The organism is Butyricimonas sp. DFI.6.44, from assembly GCF_022132345.1.
GTDB lineage: Bacteria > Bacteroidota > Bacteroidia > Bacteroidales > Marinifilaceae > Butyricimonas > Butyricimonas muris.
In genome coordinates this window covers 106,925-129,568 of sequence record NZ_JAKNJD010000010.1, presented here as the reverse complement: position 1 = coordinate 129,568, position 22,644 = coordinate 106,925, and the positions used below count along the sequence as shown (strand labels likewise).

The 22,644-nt window shown below is 46.9% G+C and carries 20 protein-coding genes; 15 read left to right on the top strand and 5 right to left on the bottom strand.

What is annotated here, in order from left to right; all coding sequences use genetic code 11:
* Nucleotides 1–31: 31 nt before the first annotated feature.
* The 3 genes from L0M98_RS14795 to metG all read right to left on the bottom strand — a co-directional run bounded on the left by L0M98_RS14795 (nt 32) and on the right by metG (nt 3,392).
* Nucleotides 32–625 (bottom strand): RNA polymerase sigma-70 factor, encoded by a 594-nt coding sequence (locus L0M98_RS14795; RefSeq protein WP_237961738.1) that lies wholly within the window; start codon nt 623–625, stop codon nt 32–34.
* Between the two features lie 137 nt (nt 626–762).
* Nucleotides 763–987 carry a hypothetical protein gene (locus tag L0M98_RS14790; RefSeq protein ID WP_099294257.1) on the bottom strand — a complete coding sequence of 75 codons (225 nt, stop codon included), beginning with the start codon at nt 985–987 and terminating at the stop codon, nt 763–765.
* Between the two features lie 374 nt (nt 988–1,361).
* Complete coding sequence (metG, locus tag L0M98_RS14785) at nt 1,362–3,392, bottom strand: methionine--tRNA ligase (RefSeq protein WP_227216773.1); 2,031 nt, start codon at nt 3,390–3,392, stop codon at nt 1,362–1,364.
* Between the two features lie 390 nt (nt 3,393–3,782).
* Between metG and L0M98_RS14780 the strand changes: the two genes are divergently transcribed.
* From L0M98_RS14780 to mnmA, 6 genes are all read left to right on the top strand, one after another.
* On the top strand, nt 3,783–4,673 hold the full coding sequence (locus L0M98_RS14780; protein ID WP_227216774.1) for a S66 peptidase family protein: 891 nt from the start codon (nt 3,783–3,785) through the stop codon (nt 4,671–4,673).
* A 99-nt stretch (nt 4,674–4,772) separates the two neighbouring features.
* Nucleotides 4,773–6,539, top strand: coding sequence for a gamma-glutamyl-gamma-aminobutyrate hydrolase family protein (locus L0M98_RS14775; protein ID WP_227216775.1), 1,767 nt, complete (start codon nt 4,773–4,775; stop codon nt 6,537–6,539).
* Nucleotides 6,540–6,566: 27 nt separating this feature from the next.
* A complete protein-coding gene (locus L0M98_RS14770) occupies nt 6,567–7,199 on the top strand; it encodes an NUDIX hydrolase (RefSeq protein WP_099294265.1) in 633 nt (210 codons plus the stop codon).
* Nucleotides 7,199–7,666, top strand: coding sequence for a gliding motility lipoprotein GldH (locus tag L0M98_RS14765; protein ID WP_099294267.1), 468 nt, complete (start codon nt 7,199–7,201; stop codon nt 7,664–7,666). The genes L0M98_RS14770 and L0M98_RS14765 overlap by 1 nt, the downstream gene beginning before the upstream one ends.
* A gap of 11 nt (nt 7,667–7,677) precedes the next feature.
* Nucleotides 7,678–8,418, top strand: a complete 741-nt coding sequence (gene trmB, locus L0M98_RS14760; protein WP_099294269.1) for a tRNA (guanosine(46)-N7)-methyltransferase TrmB — start codon at nt 7,678–7,680, stop codon at nt 8,416–8,418.
* Between the two features lie 116 nt (nt 8,419–8,534).
* Nucleotides 8,535–9,608 (top strand): tRNA 2-thiouridine(34) synthase MnmA, encoded by a 1,074-nt coding sequence (gene mnmA / locus L0M98_RS14755; protein ID WP_227216776.1) that lies wholly within the window; start codon nt 8,535–8,537, stop codon nt 9,606–9,608.
* A 9-nt stretch (nt 9,609–9,617) separates the two neighbouring features.
* Here mnmA and L0M98_RS14750 read toward each other — a convergent pair whose 3' ends face one another.
* A complete protein-coding gene (locus L0M98_RS14750; RefSeq protein ID WP_227216777.1) occupies nt 9,618–10,592 on the bottom strand; it encodes a D-alanine--D-alanine ligase in 975 nt (324 codons plus the stop codon).
* Nucleotides 10,593–10,684: 92 nt separating this feature from the next.
* Between L0M98_RS14750 and L0M98_RS14745 the strand changes: the two genes are divergently transcribed.
* The gene (locus L0M98_RS14745; protein WP_227216778.1) at nt 10,685–12,100 is read left to right on the top strand and encodes an MATE family efflux transporter; all 1,416 of its coding nucleotides are present in this window, start codon (nt 10,685–10,687) and stop codon (nt 12,098–12,100) included.
* Between the two features lie 249 nt (nt 12,101–12,349).
* Nucleotides 12,350–13,288 carry a malate dehydrogenase gene (mdh, locus tag L0M98_RS14740; protein ID WP_099294277.1) on the top strand — a complete coding sequence of 313 codons (939 nt, stop codon included), beginning with the start codon at nt 12,350–12,352 and terminating at the stop codon, nt 13,286–13,288.
* A gap of 16 nt (nt 13,289–13,304) precedes the next feature.
* On the opposite strand, the gene L0M98_RS14735 is transcribed toward mdh, so the two are convergent.
* Nucleotides 13,305–13,895: a dual specificity protein phosphatase family protein gene (locus L0M98_RS14735; RefSeq protein ID WP_186978296.1), complete on the bottom strand. Its 591-nt coding sequence runs from the start codon at nt 13,893–13,895 to the stop codon at nt 13,305–13,307.
* A 109-nt stretch (nt 13,896–14,004) separates the two neighbouring features.
* Between L0M98_RS14735 and L0M98_RS14730 the strand changes: the two genes are divergently transcribed.
* The 7 genes from L0M98_RS14730 (at nt 14,005) to L0M98_RS14700 (ending at nt 22,635) form a co-directional block, all read left to right on the top strand.
* Complete coding sequence (locus L0M98_RS14730; protein ID WP_099294281.1) at nt 14,005–14,643, top strand: hypothetical protein; 639 nt, start codon at nt 14,005–14,007, stop codon at nt 14,641–14,643.
* A complete protein-coding gene (locus L0M98_RS14725; RefSeq protein WP_099294283.1) occupies nt 14,640–14,942 on the top strand; it encodes a winged helix-turn-helix domain-containing protein in 303 nt (100 codons plus the stop codon). Before L0M98_RS14730 ends, L0M98_RS14725 begins: the two co-directional genes overlap by 4 nt.
* 66 nt (nt 14,943–15,008) lie before the next feature.
* Complete coding sequence (creD, locus tag L0M98_RS14720) at nt 15,009–16,379, top strand: cell envelope integrity protein CreD (RefSeq protein ID WP_227216779.1); 1,371 nt, start codon at nt 15,009–15,011, stop codon at nt 16,377–16,379.
* Between the two features lie 583 nt (nt 16,380–16,962).
* Nucleotides 16,963–17,388 carry a retropepsin-like aspartic protease gene (locus L0M98_RS14715; protein WP_099294289.1) on the top strand — a complete coding sequence of 142 codons (426 nt, stop codon included), beginning with the start codon at nt 16,963–16,965 and terminating at the stop codon, nt 17,386–17,388.
* 98 nt (nt 17,389–17,486) lie between these two features.
* Nucleotides 17,487–20,486, top strand: a complete 3,000-nt coding sequence (gene secDF / locus L0M98_RS14710; protein WP_227216780.1) for a protein translocase subunit SecDF — start codon at nt 17,487–17,489, stop codon at nt 20,484–20,486.
* 194 nt (nt 20,487–20,680) lie between these two features.
* A complete protein-coding gene (locus tag L0M98_RS14705; RefSeq protein WP_018338306.1) occupies nt 20,681–20,929 on the top strand; it encodes a (2Fe-2S) ferredoxin domain-containing protein in 249 nt (82 codons plus the stop codon).
* Nucleotides 20,920–22,635: a [Fe-Fe] hydrogenase large subunit C-terminal domain-containing protein gene (locus L0M98_RS14700; RefSeq protein WP_227216781.1), complete on the top strand. Its 1,716-nt coding sequence runs from the start codon at nt 20,920–20,922 to the stop codon at nt 22,633–22,635. Before L0M98_RS14705 ends, L0M98_RS14700 begins: the two co-directional genes overlap by 10 nt.
* Nucleotides 22,636–22,644: the final 9 nt, after the last annotated feature.

The following is a 22,644-nucleotide window of genomic DNA, read 5'->3' as shown; positions in this document are numbered from 1 at the left end:
GCAAATGGGTGACACGGAAGTAAAAAATATTTTAGATTCCCGGGAAGAACATCCCTACATAAACGAATAAATCCCCCAAACGTACCCTCAGAAAAGACTTTGCCCGTTGCTTTTGAGTTTTAATCGTGTTCAACGAAATTCCCAACTCCTCGGCAATCTTCTTATCCTCCTGCCCGTCGATATACGATTTCTTGAAAATCTCCTTGCTCTTCTCCGGCAATTCGTCTATTGCCCCGAAAAGCTCCGCGACAATTTCAGCACGAATCTGCTGGCACAGGAAATAATCCTCGTCCAATTCTTCCCGGTTCAGATTCCGGTAATTCCGGTCCCGAATCTCCAAATTCCGTAAATAATTCAAACAACGATTCTGCACGCTATTATAAAGAAAAGTCTTGATCGTTTTCAAATTTGGGAAACTCTCCCGCTCCATTTTCCAGAACGAGAGAAACACCTCCTGCACGATATCCTCCGCCTCCTCGCCATCCCTCACGACACGGGCGGCAAAAAAACACAAGGGTTTATGAAAAGACATGAACAAAGCTTGGAAAGCCTCTTGTCTTCCTTGTTTCAAATCTTCCAAAAACTCCTCTGAATGAATGTTTATAGCCTGCATCCGGTTCGTCATCTAGTATTCAGATACAAAAATAAGGATTATTTTGTCAATCCAAAATAAATGCAACGATACACGCGGGGCAAATATTCGGGCAATAAAAAACGAGGCCTGTCAAAAGCCTCGTTTTCCTATTCTTTACAAAAGCCGATTCATGCTTTCCTCTTCGTGCTTACAACCACCTCGGGCAAGCTCACGGGACCGTAAATCACATCTTTTCCCACTTTCTGTACTTTCACGACCTTGGAAGTAGCGTTAAGATTCTGTTGCTTAGCGTAAGCACACTCTATTCCGTTGGTCTGAGTTTTTGCTAAACTGATTCCACCTACAAACAATGCTAACATCCCGATGCAAACTAATACAATATACTTTTTCATATCATTATTTTTTAAATTATTATTCTTATTCATTCTTGCCATATTGGCTTTTGTAATTTCTTACGATACAAAGGTAAGGCATTACTCCATGAAAATGAGATTATTACTGTTATACTTTAGTTGAGGTAAGGTTAAATATTTGTTAGTCTTAAAAATGACAACTATTTTTTTAAGAATTACATTTCAATACAAATACAACTGATAATCAGCACATAACACCATCACATCTCCTCGTGAACCGAAGTTAACAAAATCCTAATTCACCTCCCTATTCTGAAATTTTATAACAAATCATCCAAGCAAGAAAACAAAAAAAAGACTGCCAAAAAATGGCAGCCTCAAAGTATATTCTTCAAAAATTGTTCATTTCCCCGTTATCGTATCTCCGATCCCGGTTTCACCTCCTTATCGGGAGTAACAAAAGAAAGAGTCCCGTCGACATTCTCCGCCATCAGTATCATGCCTTGTGACACAATCCCCTTCAACGGTTTCGGCTCCAGATTCACCAGCACGCTCACCTGCCGCCCGATCACCTCCTCCGGCGCATAATGCTCGGCAATGCCCGACACGATAGTCCGCTGATCGATACCCGTATCGACAGTCAATTTCATCAACTTCTTCGTCTTAGCCACTTTCTCGGCGGCAATAATCTTACCCACGCGAATATCCATCTTCATAAAATCATCATAATTGATGTTCTCCTTCGCGGGAGCAGCCGTGGCAGACGCCATCTCGTTCGCTTTTTTCGTGGCAAGCAGTTTATCAACCTGCGCTTGAATCACGTCGTCCTCGATCTTGTCGAACAACAATCCTGCCTGTCCCAACTCGTGTCCCGCTTGGATCACGCCGTCGCCCATCTTGCTCCACTCGATCGCATCGATATTCATGAACTCGCGCAACTTTCGTGAAGAGAACGGCATAAACGGTTCCATCAAAGTGGAAAGATTAGCCGAAATCTGCAAACAGATATTCAAAATGGTTTTCACCCGCACCTCGTCCGTCTTGATCACTTTCCAAGGTTCGGTATCGGCAAGATATTTATTACCCAGACGGGCAAGATTCATCGCTTCCTTCAAAGCGTCGCGGAAATGGAACGTATCCAAACTCTTCTCCACGCGTTCGATGATTCGCGGTATCTCGGCAAGAACCTCCCTGTCGTAATCCGTCAATTCACCCCGTTCCGGCACGATATTATCGAAATACTTCTGCGTCAGCACCAGCGTGCGGTTGATGAAATTCCCGTAGATAGCCACCAGCTCGCTATTATTGCGGGTTTGGAAATCCTTCCACGTGAAATCGTTATCCTTCGTTTCCGGTGCATTGGCGGTCAACACGTAGCGCAACACGTCCTGTTTCCCGGGGAAATCCACCAGATACTCGTGCAACCAAACCGCCCAGTTGCGGGACGTGGAAATCTTATCTCCCTCCAGATTCAGGAACTCGTTGGCAGGCACGTTGTCCGGCAAAATATAAGCACCCTCGGCTTTCAACATCGCCGGGAAAATAATACAATGGAACACGATATTATCCTTACCGATAAAATGAATCATGCGCGTTTCCGGGTCTTTCCAATACTTTTCCCATTCCGGCGTGAGATCTTTCGTGGCGGAAATATAACCGATAGGGGCGTCAAACCACACGTAAAGCACTTTCCCCTCGGCTCCCTCTACCGGGACAGGCACACCCCAATCCAAATCACGGGTCACTGCGCGAGGCTGCAAACCGCTATCCAACCACGATTTGCATTGCCCGTAAACGTTCGGCTTCCATTCCTTATGCTCCTCCAGAATCCACTCCTTCAACCATCCCTCGTATTGATCCAAAGGCAGATACCAGTGTTTCGTTTCCTTCAATTCCGGTTTATTCCCCGTGATAGCGGATACCGGGTTTATCAGATCGGTAGCGTTCAGGCTCGTGCCGCATGCCTCGCACTGGTCGCCATACGCCCGCTCGTTCCCACAATGGGGGCATGTACCTATAATATAACGGTCGGCAAGGAACTGCCCCGCTTTCTCGTCATAGAACTGCATGGAAGTCTTCTCTATAAACTTCCCCTCGTCATAAAGTTTCTTGAAAAACGCCGACGACAACTCGTGATGCGTCTTCGAACTCGTGCGGGAATATATATCAAAAGAGATGCCCAACTCGGCAAATGAATCCTTAATAATCTTGTGATAACGATCAACAATATCCTGCGGGGTTACCCCTTCCTTCTGCGCCTTGATCGTGATAGGTACCCCGTGCTCGTCCGAGCCGCCGATAAACGCGACCTCCTCACCCTTCTTTCTCAAGTAACGCACGTAAATATCAGCGGGCACGTAAACACCTGCCAGATGCCCGATATGCACAGGACCGTTAGCGTAAGGCAACGCCGTGGTAACCAAATTTCTCTTGAACTTGCTCATGTATTTAGAGTTTGTAAAGTTATAAAGTTTATAAAATCCATAAAGCCAAAGGAAAAAACTTTAGTGCTCCATGAAGTCGCAAAGTTAATAAAAATATCGCTAACATCACGTTAAAATCAACACGCTAAATCACTGTATCCTTCCCCGCACATTCCCCGAGTTTTCCTCAACTGTTATACGATTGCTATTCGATTGTTATTCGATTATAATACGATATAAATCATTTAATAATACTTTATCAATACTTTTATTCAGAGCTAGCGATGAATGAATCCCTCTGGACGAGTGGGAGAAATCCCCCGTCAGCCCGCGGCGAGTAATTCTATTGACAAAGTATAATGTGTTTTCAAATTAAAACCGTACCTTCGTACAATAAAAACTATCGTTATTATGTTACGACCTATATACCTGCAGCCGGGGGATAAGGTGGCGCTTATTTCCCCCTCGGGCATCACGACAAAAGAACAACTGGACGCTGCAGTAGCATTACTCGCCTCGTGGGAACTGATTCCCGTTCCCGGGGAACACGTCTTGGCGCGGGACGGACGAATGGCAGGGACTGATGAAGAACGTTTGGCAGACCTACAAGCCGCGCTTGACGCCGAGGACGTCAGGGCTATCTGGTGCATGGCGGGAGATTACGGGATACTCCGCATCATCGAGGATGCCGACTATTCCGTGTTTCAGGGAAACCCGAAATGGGTAATCGGCATGAACGACATTACCGTGCTGCACTCGAAGTTACACTCGTTAGGCATCGAAAGCCTTCACGCTTCCATGCCCTCGAACCTCCAAGAAACGACACCGGAAGCGTTGACACAACTCCGGAATTTCTTGTTCGGTATTATTTCGGCGTACGCCACGAAACCTCACCCGCTGAACCGCACGGGACTCGCGGAAGCGGAACTTATCGGCGGAATGCTGACATGGATTCACAGCTTGCACGACACGCGCATCGAACGCGATACGCGGGGCACGATTCTTTTCCTTGAAGACCCGACAGACGATATATACCGGATTGACCGAAGCATCCGATGCATGAAATACGCGGGCAAGTTCCAACATCTGGCAGGACTCGCGGTCGGGGAATTCGGACGGAATGACGATCCCGAATTTAAGGAAAGGGTGAACCACATCATTCACGATGCCGTGAAAGATTACGCGTACCCGGTTTGCTTCGGGCTACCGGCAGGGCATACCCGAGGCAATTACCCGTTGATACTGGGAACGAACGCGGAACTTATCGTGCAACCGAACGGGGGCGAATTAAAATTCCCGTGACCGATGATTTATAATTTATGATTTATGATTTCAGATTTATGGCGAATACTTACATTTTCAATTCTCCATTTTCAATTTTCAATTGTAACTTGCATTTCTATGAATAACATTATTTATCCGGCAAATCTGGATACCTTATACAAGGCGATAGACGATCGCCAGACACAAGCCCACGCACCGGTTATCGGTATCACGGCAAATTTCGAGAACGGGAACTCCTGTATAGAACATTCATACGTGATTTCCATCCTGCAAGCGGGCGGTATTCCCGTGCTAATACCCGTGCATAATGACATCGAGAGCTTGCGGGCAACGATAGACACGCTCGACGGGCTTATGCTCACGGGCGGGGGCGATATCAACCCGCTGTACGGGAACGAAGACCCCATCCCTCCCCTGCGGGACGTGGATGCCGCGAGAGATCAATTCGACCTGACGCTGGTAAAACTGGCATCCGACCGACAAATCCCCATCTTCGGGATATGCCGCGGACACCAGATTATCAACATGGCTTTCGGGGGTACCAACTATCAGGATATCTACTCGCAACACGAGCAACCGGCTTTAAAACACAGCCAGACAATCAGCCGGGAATACGGCTCGCACCGGGTGAATATCATCAATAACTCGATACTCCACTCAATCATGGGAGAAGACTCCATCACGGTTAATTCTTACCATCATCAGGCCATCAAGGACATCGCCCCCGGATTCCGCGTGACGGCGACCTCTGCCGACGGGATTATCGAGGCGATGGAAGGTATGCCGGGACACCGCGTCTTCAGCGTGCAATGGCACCCGGAGAAAATGGCGGTACGCCCCGACGAACAGATGATGAAACTTTTCTATTATTTCGTCAGCGAGGCCACCCTGTTCAAGAAGGCAAAAGAAATCCACCGGAACAGCTTGATTGTCGATTCACACTGCGATACCCCGATGAAATTCACCCCGGGTTTCAATTTCGGACAACGCCACGAGGACGTGAAAGTAGATCTCCCCAAAATGCAGGAAGGAAGAGAGGACGCCGTCTTCATGGTAGCTTACCTGCATCAAGACAGCCGGGACGAGGAAGCCTCACGTGCCGCCACCCGAAAGGCTGTAGACATCCTGTACCAGATATCGGAACAAGTGAAACTGAACCAGTCGCGAGTGGGAATTGCCTATAACGAGGACGACCTGCTTTACCTGAAGAATGCCGGAAAGAAAGCGATATTCCTTGCCATCGAAAACGGGTACGCTATCGGGAAGGATATCGCGAACCTCGAGATGTTCAAGAAAATGGGAGTCACTTATATCACCCTGTGCCATAACGGCAGCAATGACATTTGCGACTCGGCAAAAGGCGAACCGGAACACAACGGGTTGAGTGATTTCGGACGGCAAGTCGTGAAAGAGATGAACCGCTTGGGAATTATCGTGGACATCTCGCATGCCAACGCCAAAACCGTGCAGGATGTGCTGGAAACCAGCGAAGCCCCGATTATCGCTTCCCACTCGTCCGCGAGAGCGTTACGCAATCACCCCCGCAATTTGACAGATGACCAGATTCGAGCCATCGCCGACAAGGGAGGCGTTGTACAGGTGTGCCTGTACAACTCGTTCCTGAGCGAGCAACCCAACCCGACCATTCTGGACGCCGTGGCTCATATCAACCACATCGTCCGCCTCGTGGGCATCGACCACGTGGGCATCGGCACGGACTTCGACGGCGACGACACGGAAAAACTTATCGGCTGCCGTGCCGCCAACGAGGTTATCAACCTCACCGTGGAACTCCTCCGCGAAGGCTACACGCCGGAAGAATTGCACAAGTTGTGGGGAGATAACATCTTAAGGGTGTTGAGTGCCGTACAAAAACCATACTGATTTTAGATTTTAAATTTTAGATTAACGGTGACAATTGAAACAGTTCAAAAAGTTCTAGCACGAGAATTACCGGGAGCGGCGGCACACGCCCTCATGACACCCGAACCTAATCACGTTAAGGGAATAGAAGAAATACATCAGCATTCCCCCGTGAATAGCGCCGTGCTCATGCTGCTGATGCCTTACCGGGAGGATTGGGCAATCCCTTTTATACAACGTACTTCGGTGGGGAAATATCACGGGGGACAAATCGCCCTGCCGGGTGGGAAGACGGAGCCGGAAGACACGAATGCACGTGATACCGCTTTGCGGGAGTGTCACGAGGAGATCGGGGTAAACCCCGAAGACGTCACGATTATCGGGAGTTTGAGCGACGTGTATATCCCGTTAAGCAACTTTAATATAACACCCATTGTTGGAACAATCCCGAAAATACCTAATTTTGTACTCTCGGAAGATGAAGTGGAGGAAGTGATAGTCATCCCGTTAAATGATTTATTTGACGACAAGAATAAAACTTCGCGTTCGCTTTACCGGAACGACCGACAGATTGTCGCACCGGGCTACAAGATTGATAATCATTTTATCTGGGGAGCCACGGCAATGATGATCGCGGAACTGGAAACACTATTAAAAACGAGCAATAACGACCGAACGTGATGAGCAAGAAACTTGGTATTTACACTTTATTCATTTTATCGTGTTGCATGGCTTGTAACATTACCCCCGACGCGGGAAATTACAAATCCATCGCCCGCGAGACATGGAACCGGGATAGTAATTACAAATTTGAATTCAACATCACGCGACCGGGCGATTACGTGTTAAGCACATGCGTACGGCACTCGACGGATTATAAACTACATGGTCTGAGTTGTTGGCTCACCATCTCCCACCCGCACCTGACAACAATCAACCTAAGTTCGGACATCACTTTGGCGGATAAGGACGGCGAATGGGTGGGACAAGGATTGGGAGGATTGAAAACCGTAACCCAAACCTCGGAAGAAATACTTCACTTGGATTCCGCGGGTATCTACACGGTAGAGATCGGTCACCGCATGAAAGAAAAGGAATTGAAAGGAATAAAAAATATAGGGGTTAAGATAACTAAATTAGAAAATTAAGCGATTGGGATATGGCGAAGAATAAGCTGGCAAAATTCGCGGAAATGGAAACACTGGATAACGTGTTCCAACCGAAACATGACGAGGTTTTCCGCACGGATTACAAGCTAAAAGGGAAATGGGGAGAACAAGTGTTCGGCAACGCCCACCCGATTGTACTGGAAGTGGGATGCGGCAAAGGCGAGTACGCCGTGGGACTGGGAGAACTCTACCCGGAGAAGAATTTTATCGGGTTAGACATCAAAGGAGCCCGGATGTGGACCGGGGCTAAAATAGCCCAAGAAAAGGGCATGAAAAACGTGGTATTCCTGCGCACGCATGCCGAGATGCTTGAGTCGGTATTCGCCCCCGGGGAAATCTCCGAAATATGGATCACGTTCCCCGACCCGCAAATGGCAAAGGCCCGCAAGCGCCTGACGGGAACCCGCTTCCTCTCGCTCTATAAAAAGATGCTGAAAGAAGACGGAATCATCCACCTCAAAACGGATAGTCCTTTCCTGTATCAATACACGGCTGAACTTATCCGCCTGAACGGATTGACCGCTTTTGTCAACACGGACGACCTTTACGCGAGCGAACTGGATGATAAAATACTAGGTATCAAAACATTCTACGAACAACAATGGTTATCCCGAGGGAAACAGATCAAATACTTGAAATTCACCTTGTCCGGCTCCGGCGAACTCATCGAACCCGATATCGACATCGAGAAAGATAATTACCACAGCGAGGCAAGATTTATGAGTAAATAATTGAAAATGGAAAATGGAAAATGTCCCCTCCAATTCACCTATACAGTGGTAGTTGAGCGCACGAACAAGGGGAAGCAATCTAAAATCTAAAATCTAAAATCATTAAATCTAAAATTATGAGGGTTTTAATGGCCATGAGCGGTGGGATTGACAGCACGGTTGCCGCCATGTTATTACAAGATCAGGGATACGAGTTGGTCGGGGTTACCTACCGGGTGTACGATCAAATCTCGCAAGCCTGCATGGAGAAGGAAAAAGGGTGTTGCAGCGTGAACGCGATCTTCGAGGCAAAACACATGGCACAGCAAATGGGCTTTGAACATCATATATTGGATATACGTCAGGATTTCAAAGATCTGGTGATACGGAATTTCATCGACGAATATTTACAAGGACACACGCCCAACCCTTGCGTACTTTGCAATTCCACGATCAAATGGGGCAAATTGATCGAAATGGCCGACGAACTCGGGTGTGACTACATCGCTACCGGACATTACGCCCGCATCGGGCAACTGAACGGACGTTACTTCTTGCGCAAAGGAGTGGATGAAACTAAAGACCAGACCTATTTCCTGTGGACACTGACACAAGAGAATCTTGCCCGGACGCTGTTTCCTTTAGGTGAACTGACAAAACCGGAAGTCCGGCAAATCGCTCTCGCCAAAGGACATGAAAAACTTTCCAAGAAAACTGAAAGCCAAGAGATATGCTTTATCCCGGATAACGATTACCGCGCTTTCCTTGCCGAGAACGTGGATAACTTCACGGAGAAATACGGTCCCGGGCTATTTGTCGATACATCCGGCAAGCGCTTGGGTGAGCACCGGGGTTTCCCCAACTACACCATCGGGCAACGCAAAGGGCTGGGCATTGCCCTCGGACATCCCATGTTCGTCGTGGCCATTGACCCGCGGAAAAACGAAGTCGTGCTAGGCACCCGTGAAGAACTGACAGGTAAAGGTTTCCGGGCAAAAGATATCAACCTCATGAAATACGCTTCTCTACCGGACGGCTTCGAGGTGTATGCCAAAATCCGTTACCGCAACCGGGGCGCCCAAGCATCCGTCTACCACGAGGAAAGCGGGCTACGGGTAGAGTTCCACGAAGGCATGGATTCCATCACTCCCGGTCAGAGTGCCGTACTCTACGAGGGCACGGATGTCGTGGGCGGCGGCATTATCGTTTAAGGCGGAAATTCAATTACTCAATTTGGCTTCAATAATCTTCGTCAACACATCCCGCAACGTTCCGCCCATAGCCCGCACCATTTTAGGCACAAAACTATTGGAAGTCATTCCCGGCGTGGTGTTCACTTCAAGCATGAATATCTCGTCATCACGCACGATATAATCTACCCGGATGATACCGTCACACCTTAGTATATCGTAAATCATCGACGACAACGTCTTGATGCGATGGGTCAACTCGGGAGAAATACGTGCCGGAATAATCTCGTCGGACATCTTGGGATCGTATTTTGCCTCGAAATCAAAAAACTCTTTCTTCGGGATCACTTCCGCTATGGGCATTGCAAAATCCAGCTCCCCGGCTTTCACGACACCACATGTCAACTCTTTCCCGTCAATAAACGTTTCAATCAGCACTTCCCGGCAAAGAGCGAATGCTTCCCGCAACGCCTTCTCCAACTGTCCCGCCTCTTTCACCTTCGATACCCCGAAGCTGGACCCCTCGGCATTCGGCTTCACGAAACAAGGCAGACCGACTTCCTCTATGATCTCGTTCACGTCATACGCCATCCCCCGTTTCAGCATCACGGAATTGGCCACGTTCACCCCGTAACTCTTTAAATAAGCATTGCACGTGTGTTTATCAAAAGTCAACGCGGAAGCCAGCACGTTGCATCCCCCGTAGGGTACGCCCATCATATCGAGGTATCCCTGCAACAACCCGTTTTCACCGGGGTTGCCATGAATCGTGATATAGGCAAAATCAAACGCAATCCTCTCCCCGTCTTTCGTGAAGGAAAAATCATTCTTGTCCACCGGGTAAGTCACATCACCAATCTTCACGTGCCAATCCCGCCCCTTTAATATAACAAGGTATTTATTATAACGGGTTTCATCCACCTCGTTATAAATATTGTTTCCCGACTGGAGCGACACCCCGTACTCCGAAGAATTTCCTCCTGCAATAATTGCGATATTTTTCATATTAATCATTTTTACATCTTTCCGCAAAAGTATAAAAAAGTGAGAGGAAATTGCCAAAAGGTTTATATTTTTGCAAGCCAAAAAACAAGAGCATGACAAAAGTAAACGACCTGACACACGGAAGCATCAGCAAAGGGATATGGAGTATGGCAATTCCCTTGATCACAGCCTCTTTCGTCCAAATGGCCTACAGCATGACAGACATGATCTGGTTGGGGCGATTGGGAAGCGAAAGCGTGGCAGCCGTGGGTGTTGCCGGATTCTTCACGTGGTTGTGCAATGCACTTTCGTTTATCAGCAAAGTCGGCGTCGAGGTTACCATCTCTCAATCTCTTGGCGCACGTACAGGCAAAAGAGCCCGCGTATACGCCAATCAGGCAGCCATGCTCTCGTCAATTATCGCTTTATTCTACGCTTGTTTCATATTCATCGCGGCTCCTGCCCTAGTGGGATTATTTCATCTGGAAGGAAATATTTCCTCGCTCGCGGTCAATTACATGCGATTGATCACCCCGGGATTATTCTTCACGTTCAACAACAACACGTACAGCGGGCTGTACAACGGGCAAGGCAATAGCAAAACACCCTTGAAAATCGTCGCGACGGGCTTGGTGTTTAATATTGTACTCGATCCCTTGCTCATATACGGGTGCGGCTTTATTCCCGCCATGGGTTCGGCGGGTGCGGCAGTTGCCACTACCTTCTCGCAACTGGTCGTGTTCGCAATCTTTATACGCAATCTTTACTTCCGCGAATCCTCTATCGGCAAACTCCATTATCTCACCCGCTTGCGTGCCCGTTTCGTGAAGCGGATATTTTCTCTGGGTTTCCCCGTCAGTATGCAAAGCGCCTTGTTTGCCATGTTCTCGCTGACGCTTGCCACCGTGGCGGCACAATGGGGACATATCGGGGTTGCCGTGCAAAGTGTCGGGGCACAAATAGAGGCCATCACGTGGATGACTGCCGCGGGATTCTCGACGGCACTGGCAGCCTTCACTGGACAGAACTTCGGGGCACGCGACTTTGTCAGGATACGTCAAGGGTATCACTACACGCTAAAACTTGCCGGGGGAATCGCTCTCGTTGCCACGGCAGCTTTTCTCTTTCTAAGCAAAGAAATTTTCAGCATTTTCATCAACGAACCGCAAACCCTAATTGCCGGAAGCGCCTATTTAAAAATCCTTGCCGTTTCGCAAGTTTTCTCTGCAATCGAACAGGTCACGGCCGGAGCTTTCAATGGTTGCGGGCGTACCACACCCCCGGCAATCGTGGGTATTCTGCTCACCGGGGCAAGAATCCCGCTTGCCTTTTATCTCGTGACCTTCCCGATTCTGGGGTTGAACGGTATCTGGTGGAGCATCTCCATCTCCAGCGTACTCAAGGGAATCGTACTCACCCTCTGGTACCTGTCATTCCAGAAAAAATTACAGAATGGAAGTTACAAACCGACCGGAATTTTAGGACAAATGCACGCTGTTGCAAGCCGCCTATGGCAACAACTTCATTGAGTTTATAAAGTTTGTAAAGTTTATAAAGTTCATAAGGTTCACGAAGTACCCCTCCTTTTTATTACTTTACAAACTTTATAAACCTTACAAACTTTATGAACTTTATAAACCCTCTTTTCATTGCAGAAAAAATTCTGTAATTTTTCGGCATAAAGATTGTTGAAATAAAAAATAAGGCTTACATTTGACAGCGCAAAAAGCAAACAAATAGCCAAAAAACGAAACGTATAACAATAAAAAATTACAGAAATGAAAGTAACAGTTGTAGGAGCAGGAAACGTTGGTGCAACATGCGCGAACTGCATCGCTGAAAAGGACATCGTGAATGAAGTTGTTCTTTTGGACATCAAAGAAGGCGTTGCAGAAGGAAAATCATTGGATATGTGGCAAACAGCCCCGATCAATCTTTATGATACCCGTATCAAAGGTGTGACCAACGATTACGAAGCGACCAACAATTCTGAAGTAGTAGTAATTACTTCCGGACTACCCCGCAAACCGGGAATGAGCCGCGACGACTTAATTGCAACTAACGCCGGCATCGTAAAATCAGTAACCGAAAATATTATCAAGCATTCACCGAACGCTAAAATTATCATCGTGTCCAACCCGCTCGACGTAATGTGCTATTGCGCTTACTTGACGGCAAAGATCGATTCCAGCCGCGTATTCGGTATGGCAGGTATCCTCGATACCGCACGTTACAGAGCATTCTTGGCCGAGGCATTGAATGTTTCCCCGAAAGACATCCAAGCATTGTTATTAGGCGGTCACGGGGATACCATGGTTCCACTTCCGAGATATACCACCGTTGGCGGTATCCCTGTAACGGAATTAATGGATCATGACACGCTGCACGCTATCATCGAGAGAACGAAAGTAGGTGGCGGCGAATTGGTGAAATTAATGGGTACTTCCGCTTGGTACGCACCGGGAGCCGCTGCCGCTCAAATGGTTGAGGCTATCGTATGCAACCACAGAAGAGTATTCCCGGTATGCGCTTTATTGAACGGAGAATACGGGATGAACAACATTTACCTTGGAGTTCCCGTAATCTTGGGCAAAAACGGTATCGAGAAAATTATCGAGGTTAAACTCGACAAAGACGAGCAAGAATTACTGGCACAATCTGCAAAAGCAGTAAAAACGGTAATGAACGTACTCGACGACATGAAATTATTTAACTAACAATAGTACTTCACGATCATTCTGTTAGAGAACCGTTCCGGGGCGCCGGAACGGTTTTTATTTTGGGTTTCGCCTCTAGTTTCCGTTTTATTGCCGCGATATCAGCACGATTTATCATATCTATAATTTGGCTGAATTGCCTGTGAAAACCGAATCCCTCCTCCGTCATTTCCTTTATGGCATTCTCTTTCGACCAACCTTGAAAAACAATCCTGTACATCGCTATCACGGCACCCGTCCGATCCGAACCATGCCAGCAATGAATCAATATCGGCCCTTTCCGGTTCTTTATAATTCGCAACGCCTTCACGATATCCTCCTCATCGATCTTCGAGGCACGTGTCTTCAAGCGGTGCAACTTTAAAGCGGTTCCTTTTGCCTCGTCATCGTCACTGTGCCAGTTTCTCAAATTCAATATCTCCTTTATGCCGTATCGTTCGAGTAAAACAAAATCAGCCGCCGAAGGCTGGTCTGCCCGGTAGACACTCGTGTCAACCCGATAAAAATTATCCAACCCACTCCCCGGAAGAGTTATTTTCTCGGCCTTCTGCCCCACTCCTTCCAAAAAGCAACAAACTAAAAAAATCAACGCGATATACTTTCTCATAACTTCATATAAATTATCCGGTTAATACAAATCTATAAAAAATACACGCATTTCATACACGATATTCAAAATTTATCTTTAACTTTGCATCACAAAGAACTTTTAAGACATGAAAAACAACGAAGCACTCGATACCTTGCACGACATCAAGGATCTCATGGAAAAATCCACGAAATTCCTCTCCATAAGTGGTTTATCATCCATACTCGTGGGTATATACGCTTGCACTGCAACGGGACTGGCATACTCAGTTCTGACCACACACGAGCAAATCAACGCGTCCCAACGCCTCACGCTGCTCTGCCTTATCGCAATCGCCGTATTACTGACCTCCCTTGTCACCGTGTTTTGCATGAGCTATTGCAAGGCAAAAAAAGCCAACCGAAACATCCTCACGGACAAATCGGTTCATCGCCTGCTTTGGAATTTCTTTCTCCCGTTATTCGCCGGGGGCGTTTTCTGCATCTCCCTGATATGGCAACACTATTACGGGCTGACCTCTTCCATCATGCTCATATTCTACGGTCTGGCTCTTGTCAACTGCTCCAAGTACACTTACTCGGATATCCGCTACTTGGGTTACGCGGAAATCCTGTTGGGACTCGTTGACAGCTTTGTCGTGAACAATGCCCTCGTGTTTTGGGTTATCGGGTTCGGGTTACTCCATATTTTGGCAGGCATATACTTTTATTATAAAGTAGAACGCCACCAGACATCGCAACCACAAAGAGCAAACTTCAACGAATGAAAGAAGTACTCGAAAATATAAACAAGGCCTTCGAAAGCAAGGCACGACTGGGAATCATGTCCGTGTTGATCGTGAACGAATCGGTAGATTTTGTCACGCTGAAAAACCTGCTCGACCTCACGGACGGGAACCTTGCCAGCCATACCCGCAGTCTTGAAGAACTCGGGTACATCGAATGCAGAAAACAATTTATCGGGCGGCGTCCCAACACGACCTTCGCGGTGACGGAAAAGGGACGGGAAGCATTCACCAAACACTTGAATGCCTTGGAAGATTTTCTAAAGAGTCAAAACATATAATTTTTTTTACCTTATTTACTTTGAAATTCAAAGTTCTTTTCAAGTAACAACTAAAAATAAAACACCATGAACGAACAAACAAACCTTCCGCACAAAGAGAGACACACACAGAACCGGGACGCCATTACCTTGAAAATCCTACTTATCGGGGTACTCATCGTTATCCTGATTATCCCCATGTTTATGATCCAGAACCTTATCAGCGAGCGAGAGAACACCGCGAAAGAAGCAACAACCGAGGTGCAACAAAAATGGAGCGGCCCGCAGACAATCATCGGTCCCGTTCTTACCCTAAGCTATACTTATCAAGACGAAAAGGGAAAAAACAAAACCGGCTACATCAACTATCTCCCGGATCAATTGGACATCACGGGTGATATCGAAACACAAGAACTCAAACGAGGATTGTATGAGATTATCGTTTACAATTCCTCGCTTGAACTCAAAGGCAAATTCATCTCGAAAGATCTTTTGGAAACAAACCTCTCGCGAGACATCAAGTGGAACGAAAACGCGACACTCAATCTTGGAGTAAGCGACCTGCGAGGCATCTGCGAACAAGTTGCCCTCACGTGGAACGGACAAAAATACAACATGGAACCGGGCGTCAACCCCAACAGTATCGTTTACACGGGAACATCCATTCATCTTAACGTCAGCGACCTGCTCACCCCGGACAAGACAATTGATTTCTCCGTGAAACTGACAACAAAAGGATCGGCATCCATACTTTTCGCCCCGGTAGGCAAAACGACAAACGTGGCACTGAACTCCAATTGCCCGACACCAAGTTTCTCGGGAGCTTTCCTACCCTCGGAGAGAGAAGTAACCCCGAACGGTTTCACGAGCAAGTGGAAAGTACTGGAAATAAACCGGAATTTCTCTCAAGTACTAAGGTCTTACCAACCCGACCTCTCGAATTACACGCCCTCCAATCCAATCCGTCCCGGGGAGCTCTCCATTGTTTCCTCTTCCATCTTTGGCGTAGATTTACTATTCCCCGTCGACCATTACCAAAAATCCACGCGTTCCGCCAAATACGCGTTCCTTATCATTGTTTTGACATTCGTCGTTTGCTTCTTCGTGGAAATCGTGCAGAAAAAGAACATCTATCCGCTTCAATACCTGCTGGTCGGCTTGGCGCTTTGTCTTTTTTACACGTTACTCGTTTCCACCTCGGAACACATCAGCTTCACGTGGGCATACCTGCTTTCCGCCCTTGCGACCACGACATTGATCTCGCTCTATATGGTCGGAATTCTAAAAATCAAGAAAACAGCCTTCACGATCGGGGGATTGCTCGTGTGCCTGTACACTTACATATTCTTCCTGATCCAACTGGAAACCTATGCCCTACTCGCCGGAAGCATCGGATTATTCGTCATTTTGGCAATCGTCATGTATTTCTCGCAAAAAATAAACTGGCATAATAACTAATCTCGCACTCACTATACGAATGTGGTAAAAGTCATTTTTCAAACTCCATCCCCCCCTTCGGGGTATTGAGTCCGAAGCGGACTCGAACCAACTCACGCTCGGCAATCAAGAAGCGAGGGCAGATAGAGAGCTTGCTCTCGGTTTGCCGAGCGAGAGCCGGTTCGAGACCGGCTTCCGGGCTCACTTGGATGCGAAGCAGACGGAGGAGTTTAATGACTTTTGACATACCCTCTTTTAACGACAACTACCCCTAAAACTAGGGATAACCTCACGCGAAACCGATACCTTGCAAACCACTTCCCGAGTGATAACAGGCTGCACGGATTTATCGCTCGTGTTAAAAGAACATATTTTTCACTAAAACGTGGGCTAAGTGTGGGCGAACATCAGGCGAACAGTAGGCGATGCCTTTAGACAACCGCCTAAAAGCCTCCCTACAACCACCCCACGGGGTTAGAAAAAGGTAGCTCACCGCCATGACTATGCCGGTTTCACCCCTTACCGGAAAAAAATCTTTTTGAAATTAACACCCCCGTTTTTTGGATTTCACCGAAAATGTTTAGTTTTGTGCAAACGAAATTGTATGGAGATAAAGATTCCGATAGAGGTCGTTGAGTTGGAAGACAATAGTTTCCACATCATCGCCACCCTGCAAATCGGTAGTATAGAGGGGGATTTTATTATAGACACGGGCGCATCCGTGACGGTCATAGACAAACTGACACCGTTTTCCTATGAACCGCTGGAAGATGTTTCCGAGATTAACTCCGGGGGTGTGTGCGGAGAAATCAATGAGGTTGAGCTGGTGAATATCACAACCTTACATATCGGCGGACACACGATAGAGAATGTACACGCGGCAGTCATAGACTTGCAATACGTAAATTCTTTATACGACAAACACCTGCGTCGTCGGGTTGCCGGATTGTTGGGAAGTGATTTTCTCGTGAAGCACGAAGCCGTCATTGATTATAGAAATAAGGAGTTAACATTAAAAGTATCTGCCTAATTGTATAGCTATTTTGAAAAAAATGTTATACTTTTGCGCACTAAAATATGTGTTAAAGCGAAGAATTGAAACATAGTATATTATAAATTATTTAACAGATGCAGAATAAAGGAGCGATTACACTACTCGCTGTTGCACTAGCATTGGTGAGTCTTTATCAGTTGTTTTTTACTTATAAAACGAACCAGGTAGAGAGAGCAGCAAGCGCATTTGCGAACGGCGATCCGGCTAAAGAAAAGCAATATTTGGATTCAATCGCAAATCAAACGGTTTACAATTTCCTCGGATTGGCCAAATTCACTTACAAGGAATGTAAGGAATTAGAGTTGAACCTCGGTTTGGACTTGAAAGGCGGTATGAACGTAACCATGGAAGTTGACGTGGTTGACGTGGTAAAAAGCCTTGCCAACCATAGTACTGACCCCGCTTTCAACCAAGCGATAGAGGAAGCCGTTAAAATGAGAGTTTCCAGCCCGAAAGACTTTGTTACCCTTTTCGGTGAGGCTTTTGAAAAAATAGCCCCGGGAGCACAGTTAGCTTCTCCGGCAATCTTCGGTACTCACGAGATGAGAGAAAAAATCAAAGTGGGCGCGACCAACAAGGAAGTTCTCGACGTGGTTAGAAAAGAAGCGGAAGGAGCTATCGACAACACGTTTAATATTCTCCGTACCCGTATCGACCGTTTCGGTGTGGCACAACCCAACATCCGTAAAGCAGATATTTCCGGAAGAATTATCATCGAGTTGCCGGGTATCAAAGAACCGCAACGTGTAAGAGAGTTGTTGCAAGGAACGGCTGCATTGGAATTTTACGAAACATACGATAACGGCAGAGCATTCGATGCCGGCGACCAAGCATTTTACAACTACCTTGCCCAAGCAGACCAGAAGTTAGCTGAAGTGTTGCAAGCACAAGCCAAAACTGAGGTTGTGACTGACACAGCGAGTCAAGCGGGTGTAAAACAAGAAGAGAATAAAGAATCCGCCATCTTGGACGCTATCAAGGGTGAAGCCGATTCATTGAAAAATTTAAGCCGAAACGATATCGCGAAAGAACACCCGTTATTCGCTTTATTGCAACCTAACATGACACGCGAAGGTTTGGGAACCGGTTCATGTGTCGGTTACGCTTTCGCGAAAGATACCGGGACTATCAACGCTTATTTGCGTATGCCGCAAGTAAGAGCGTTATTCCCGCGCAACTCCCGTTTGTTGTGGGAAATGAAAGCTACTCCCGAGGGATTAATCGGGTTGCACGCGATTAAAATCACGACCCGTAACGGAAAGGCTCCTCTTGAAGGAGATGCGGTTGTAGACGCCCGTCAAGATTACGACCAACAGGGAAAACCGGTTGTTTCCATGAGCATGAACAGCGAGGGAGCCAAAACTTGGGCTCGCTTGACCAAAGATAATGTAAACCGTAGCATCGCTATCGTTATTGACGGAGTGGTAGCCTCTTCACCCAACGTGATGAACGAAATCAAGGGCGGTAGCTCTCAAATCTCCGGTCGTTTCGACGTGAAAGAAGCAGGTGACCTTGCCAACATATTGAAATCCGGTAAATTGCCCGCACCCGCACGCATCATCGCTGACGAGGTTGTAGGAGCATCTTTGGGACAAGAAGCTATTCAATCCGGTATGTGGTCATTCATCATCGCCTTCGTGCTGGTATTGGCTTACATGCTATTCTTCTATAGCAAGAGCGCCGGATTGGCTGCCGATATCGCGTTGCTTGCCAACTTGTTCTTCTTGTTCGGTATTCTGGCATCCATCGGAGCCGTGTTGACACTGCCCGGTATCGCCGGTATCGTGTTGACCATGGGTATGGCGGTTGATGCCAACGTGTTGATTTACGAACGTATCCAAGAAGAGTTAAGAGCCGGCAAAGGCTTGAAACTCGCTATCAAGGAGGGTTACAGTAATGCGTACTCCGCTATCATCGACGGTCAGTTGACCACGTTGATCACCGGATTTATCCTGTACTATTTCGGAGAAGGTCCTATCAAAGGATTCGCAACCACGTTGATCATCGGTATCTTGTCTTCTCTGTTCACGGCAATCTTTATCACCCGCTTGATCCTCGAGAGAGCAGCCAAGAAGAGTGATAACGTGACATTTACTACACCGTTGACCGCGAACTGGCTGAGAAATACCAAATTCCCGTTCTTGCAAAAACGCAAGATCAGTTACACGATTTCAGGTATCGCTATCATCATCTGTTTCGTATCTCTGTTCACGAGAGGTCTGGATAAAGGTATCGACTTCGTCGGAGGTAGAACTTATACCGTGACTTTCGCCCAAGACGTACAAGTTGGAGACGTCGCTGAACAATTGGCTACTGTTTACGGAAGCGCACCCGAGGTAAAAACTGTGGGAACAGCGAATAATGTTAAAATCACGACTAAATACAGGATCGAAGAAAGCGGCGCTGATGTTGACGCTAATGTAGACTCCTTATTATACGTGGGATTACAGAATATTCTCCCTGCCGGAACTGATTATGAAACATTCCGTTCCGTGAACTTGCAACAAACCCAAAAGATCGGACCCGCCGTGGCTGAAGACATGACGAGAGCCGCTATCTGGTCGGTATTGTTTGCGTTGCTCGGTATTTTCATCTACATCATGGTGAGATTCTCCAAATGGCAATACGGAGCCGGAGCCGTTGTCGGTTTGGCACATAACACGATTATCGTAATCGGAGCCTTCTCTCTGTTTGCAGGCTTATTACCGTTCTCGTTGGAAGTAGACCAAGCGTTTATCGCTGCCGTGTTGACTGTTGTGGGTTACTCAATCAACGATACCGTGGTTGTATTCGACCGTATCCGTGAATATCGCAAACTGTACCCGAAACGAGATGACGAGCAGGTGGTAAATGACGCATTGAACTCTACGCTACGTCGTACTTTCAGTACATCATTATCAACAATCGTTGTGTTGTTAGCGATATTTATCTTCGGTGGGGCATCTATCAAGGGATTCATTTTCGCCTTGTTAGTCGGTATCGTGGTCGGTACATACTCGTCACTGTTTATCGCGACTCCGATCTCTTTCGACTTAAGCAGAAGATTCGGGAAAAAATCAGAAGAGAAAAAATAGTACTATTTTACTATATAGAAGAAACCGCCTCGACCGAGGCGGTTTTTTTATACCAAAATCTTTATTTCACTTACAAATTGAAAGCAAAAAACGGCAAATAATATTAAAGTTGCAATTTACTTGGGTTTATTGCGATAAATGTCTTATTTTTGCAACGCAGAAAGTATCAACCTGAAAATCGAAGAAGTACAAGTATGTCAAAGCGCCAAATCAGAATCTGTTTAGGAAGTTCCTGCTTCTCCCGGGGAAATAACACGAACCTCGGGGCAATCAAGAAATACCTGAGTGAAAACAACTTGGAAGCAGAGATCGATTTTTGTGGACATTTGTGTGAAGAATTGTGCAGCAAAGGTCCGATTATTCGGATTGATGATAAAGTGTACGAAGAAGTGAATCTCTCTCGTTTATATAAAATCTTACAAGAAGAGTTCCCATGCAACTAAGACCTATCTACACGGAATCGGACAATTGTCAGGATTGTTACAAGTGCATACGGGAATGTCCCGTGAAAGCAATCCGAATGGAAAACAACCAAGCCTCCATTATAGAAGACCGTTGTATCTATTGCGGACATTGCACGCAGATATGTCCAACCGGAGCTAAAAAGATTCGCGACGGACTGACCCGGGCGAAACTGACATTGGCGCAAAACCCGAAAGTATTGCTCTCCCTCGCCCCCTCGTACGTGAGCGAATTCGAGGGAATCCATTCCAGCGTGTTGATTGCCGCTATCAAAAGATTAGGATTTGCCGACGTGTCGGAAACCGCGCTCGGGGCGGAAATCGTTTCAGACCGGACGGACAAATTCCTGCAAGAAGCGGAAAACGGAGTTTATATCTCTTCAGCCTGCCCGGTCGTAGTAGAATATATCCGGAAATACTCGCCGGAACACGTGCATAACATTACGCCGATCATTTCCCCGATGCTGGCTCATGCCAAAATATTGAAACAATTATACGGGGATGATGTCAAGATCGTATTCGCCGGTCCCTGCATCTGCAAGAAACTGGAGGCAGACACGTTCAATCACTTGATCGACGTGGTAATCACGTTCAAGGATTTAAAAAAATGGTTCGAGCAGACCGAGATAAACCTTCACCAAATCGCACCGGGACAACCGAACGCGCATTTTATCCCTTATCGTTCGGGATTGGGCGCGTACTATCCTATCGAGGGCGGAATGTTGAAAGGCTTGCATGAAGGGGGAAAACAAATACACAACATGGCCTTTTCCGAATTATCGACGGTAAAAGACGTGCTGAAATCTCTGGACACACACCGGGAAAACGATTCCATTTTTCTGGAACTATTGGCATGCAAAGGCGGTTGTATCAACGGTCCCGCGAAATTAAGCCATATTTCCCCGGCGTTAAAAAGATACGAAATTATACATCAATCGGAACTGGGCAATCCCAAGGATGATTTTAAAGATATAGACCTTCAGATACTATTCTGCAAGGACCCGCATATCCAAGACCATATCTACACGGAAGAGGAAATTAAACAAGCCATGGCAGTAGTCGGGAAAACCGGACCGGAGGACGAGTTGAATTGCAGCGGTTGCGGGTACGACTCTTGCCGGGATTTCGCCATCGCCATGCTGGAAGGAAGAGCCGAGGAAAACATGTGCGTATCCTATATGCGGAAAATCGCGCACGATAAAGCGACGGTTCTCCTGCAAAAGATACCCGCCGGTGTGGTATTGGTCAACTCGGAGTTGAAGATCATGGATATGAATCAATCCTGTGCCACGATCATGGGCGAAGACATAGCCGCCATATACGAGGTTACCCCCGGATTGAACGGAGTTCCGTTGAAAAACATCTGTTCTTTCGAAGACTTGTTCCGTGCCGTGTTGACAACCGGCAAAGAAATTATCGAGCGGCAAGTGCGTGAAGAAGAGCACACGTGGATTATTTCAATTTACAATATACAACCTCATCATCTGGTATTCGGGTTACTGCAAGACCTGCGGGAACCTTACGTGCGCAAGGAATGGATGCTTGAAAAAACTCAGGAAGTAATCAAAAAACACATGGAGACCGTTCAACAAGTGGCTTGCTTACTGGGAGAAAACGCGGCATTTACCGATGCCATGCTACGTACCGTTATGGATGCTTACAAAAAGGATGACAAGAAACCACTTTAATTTCATTTG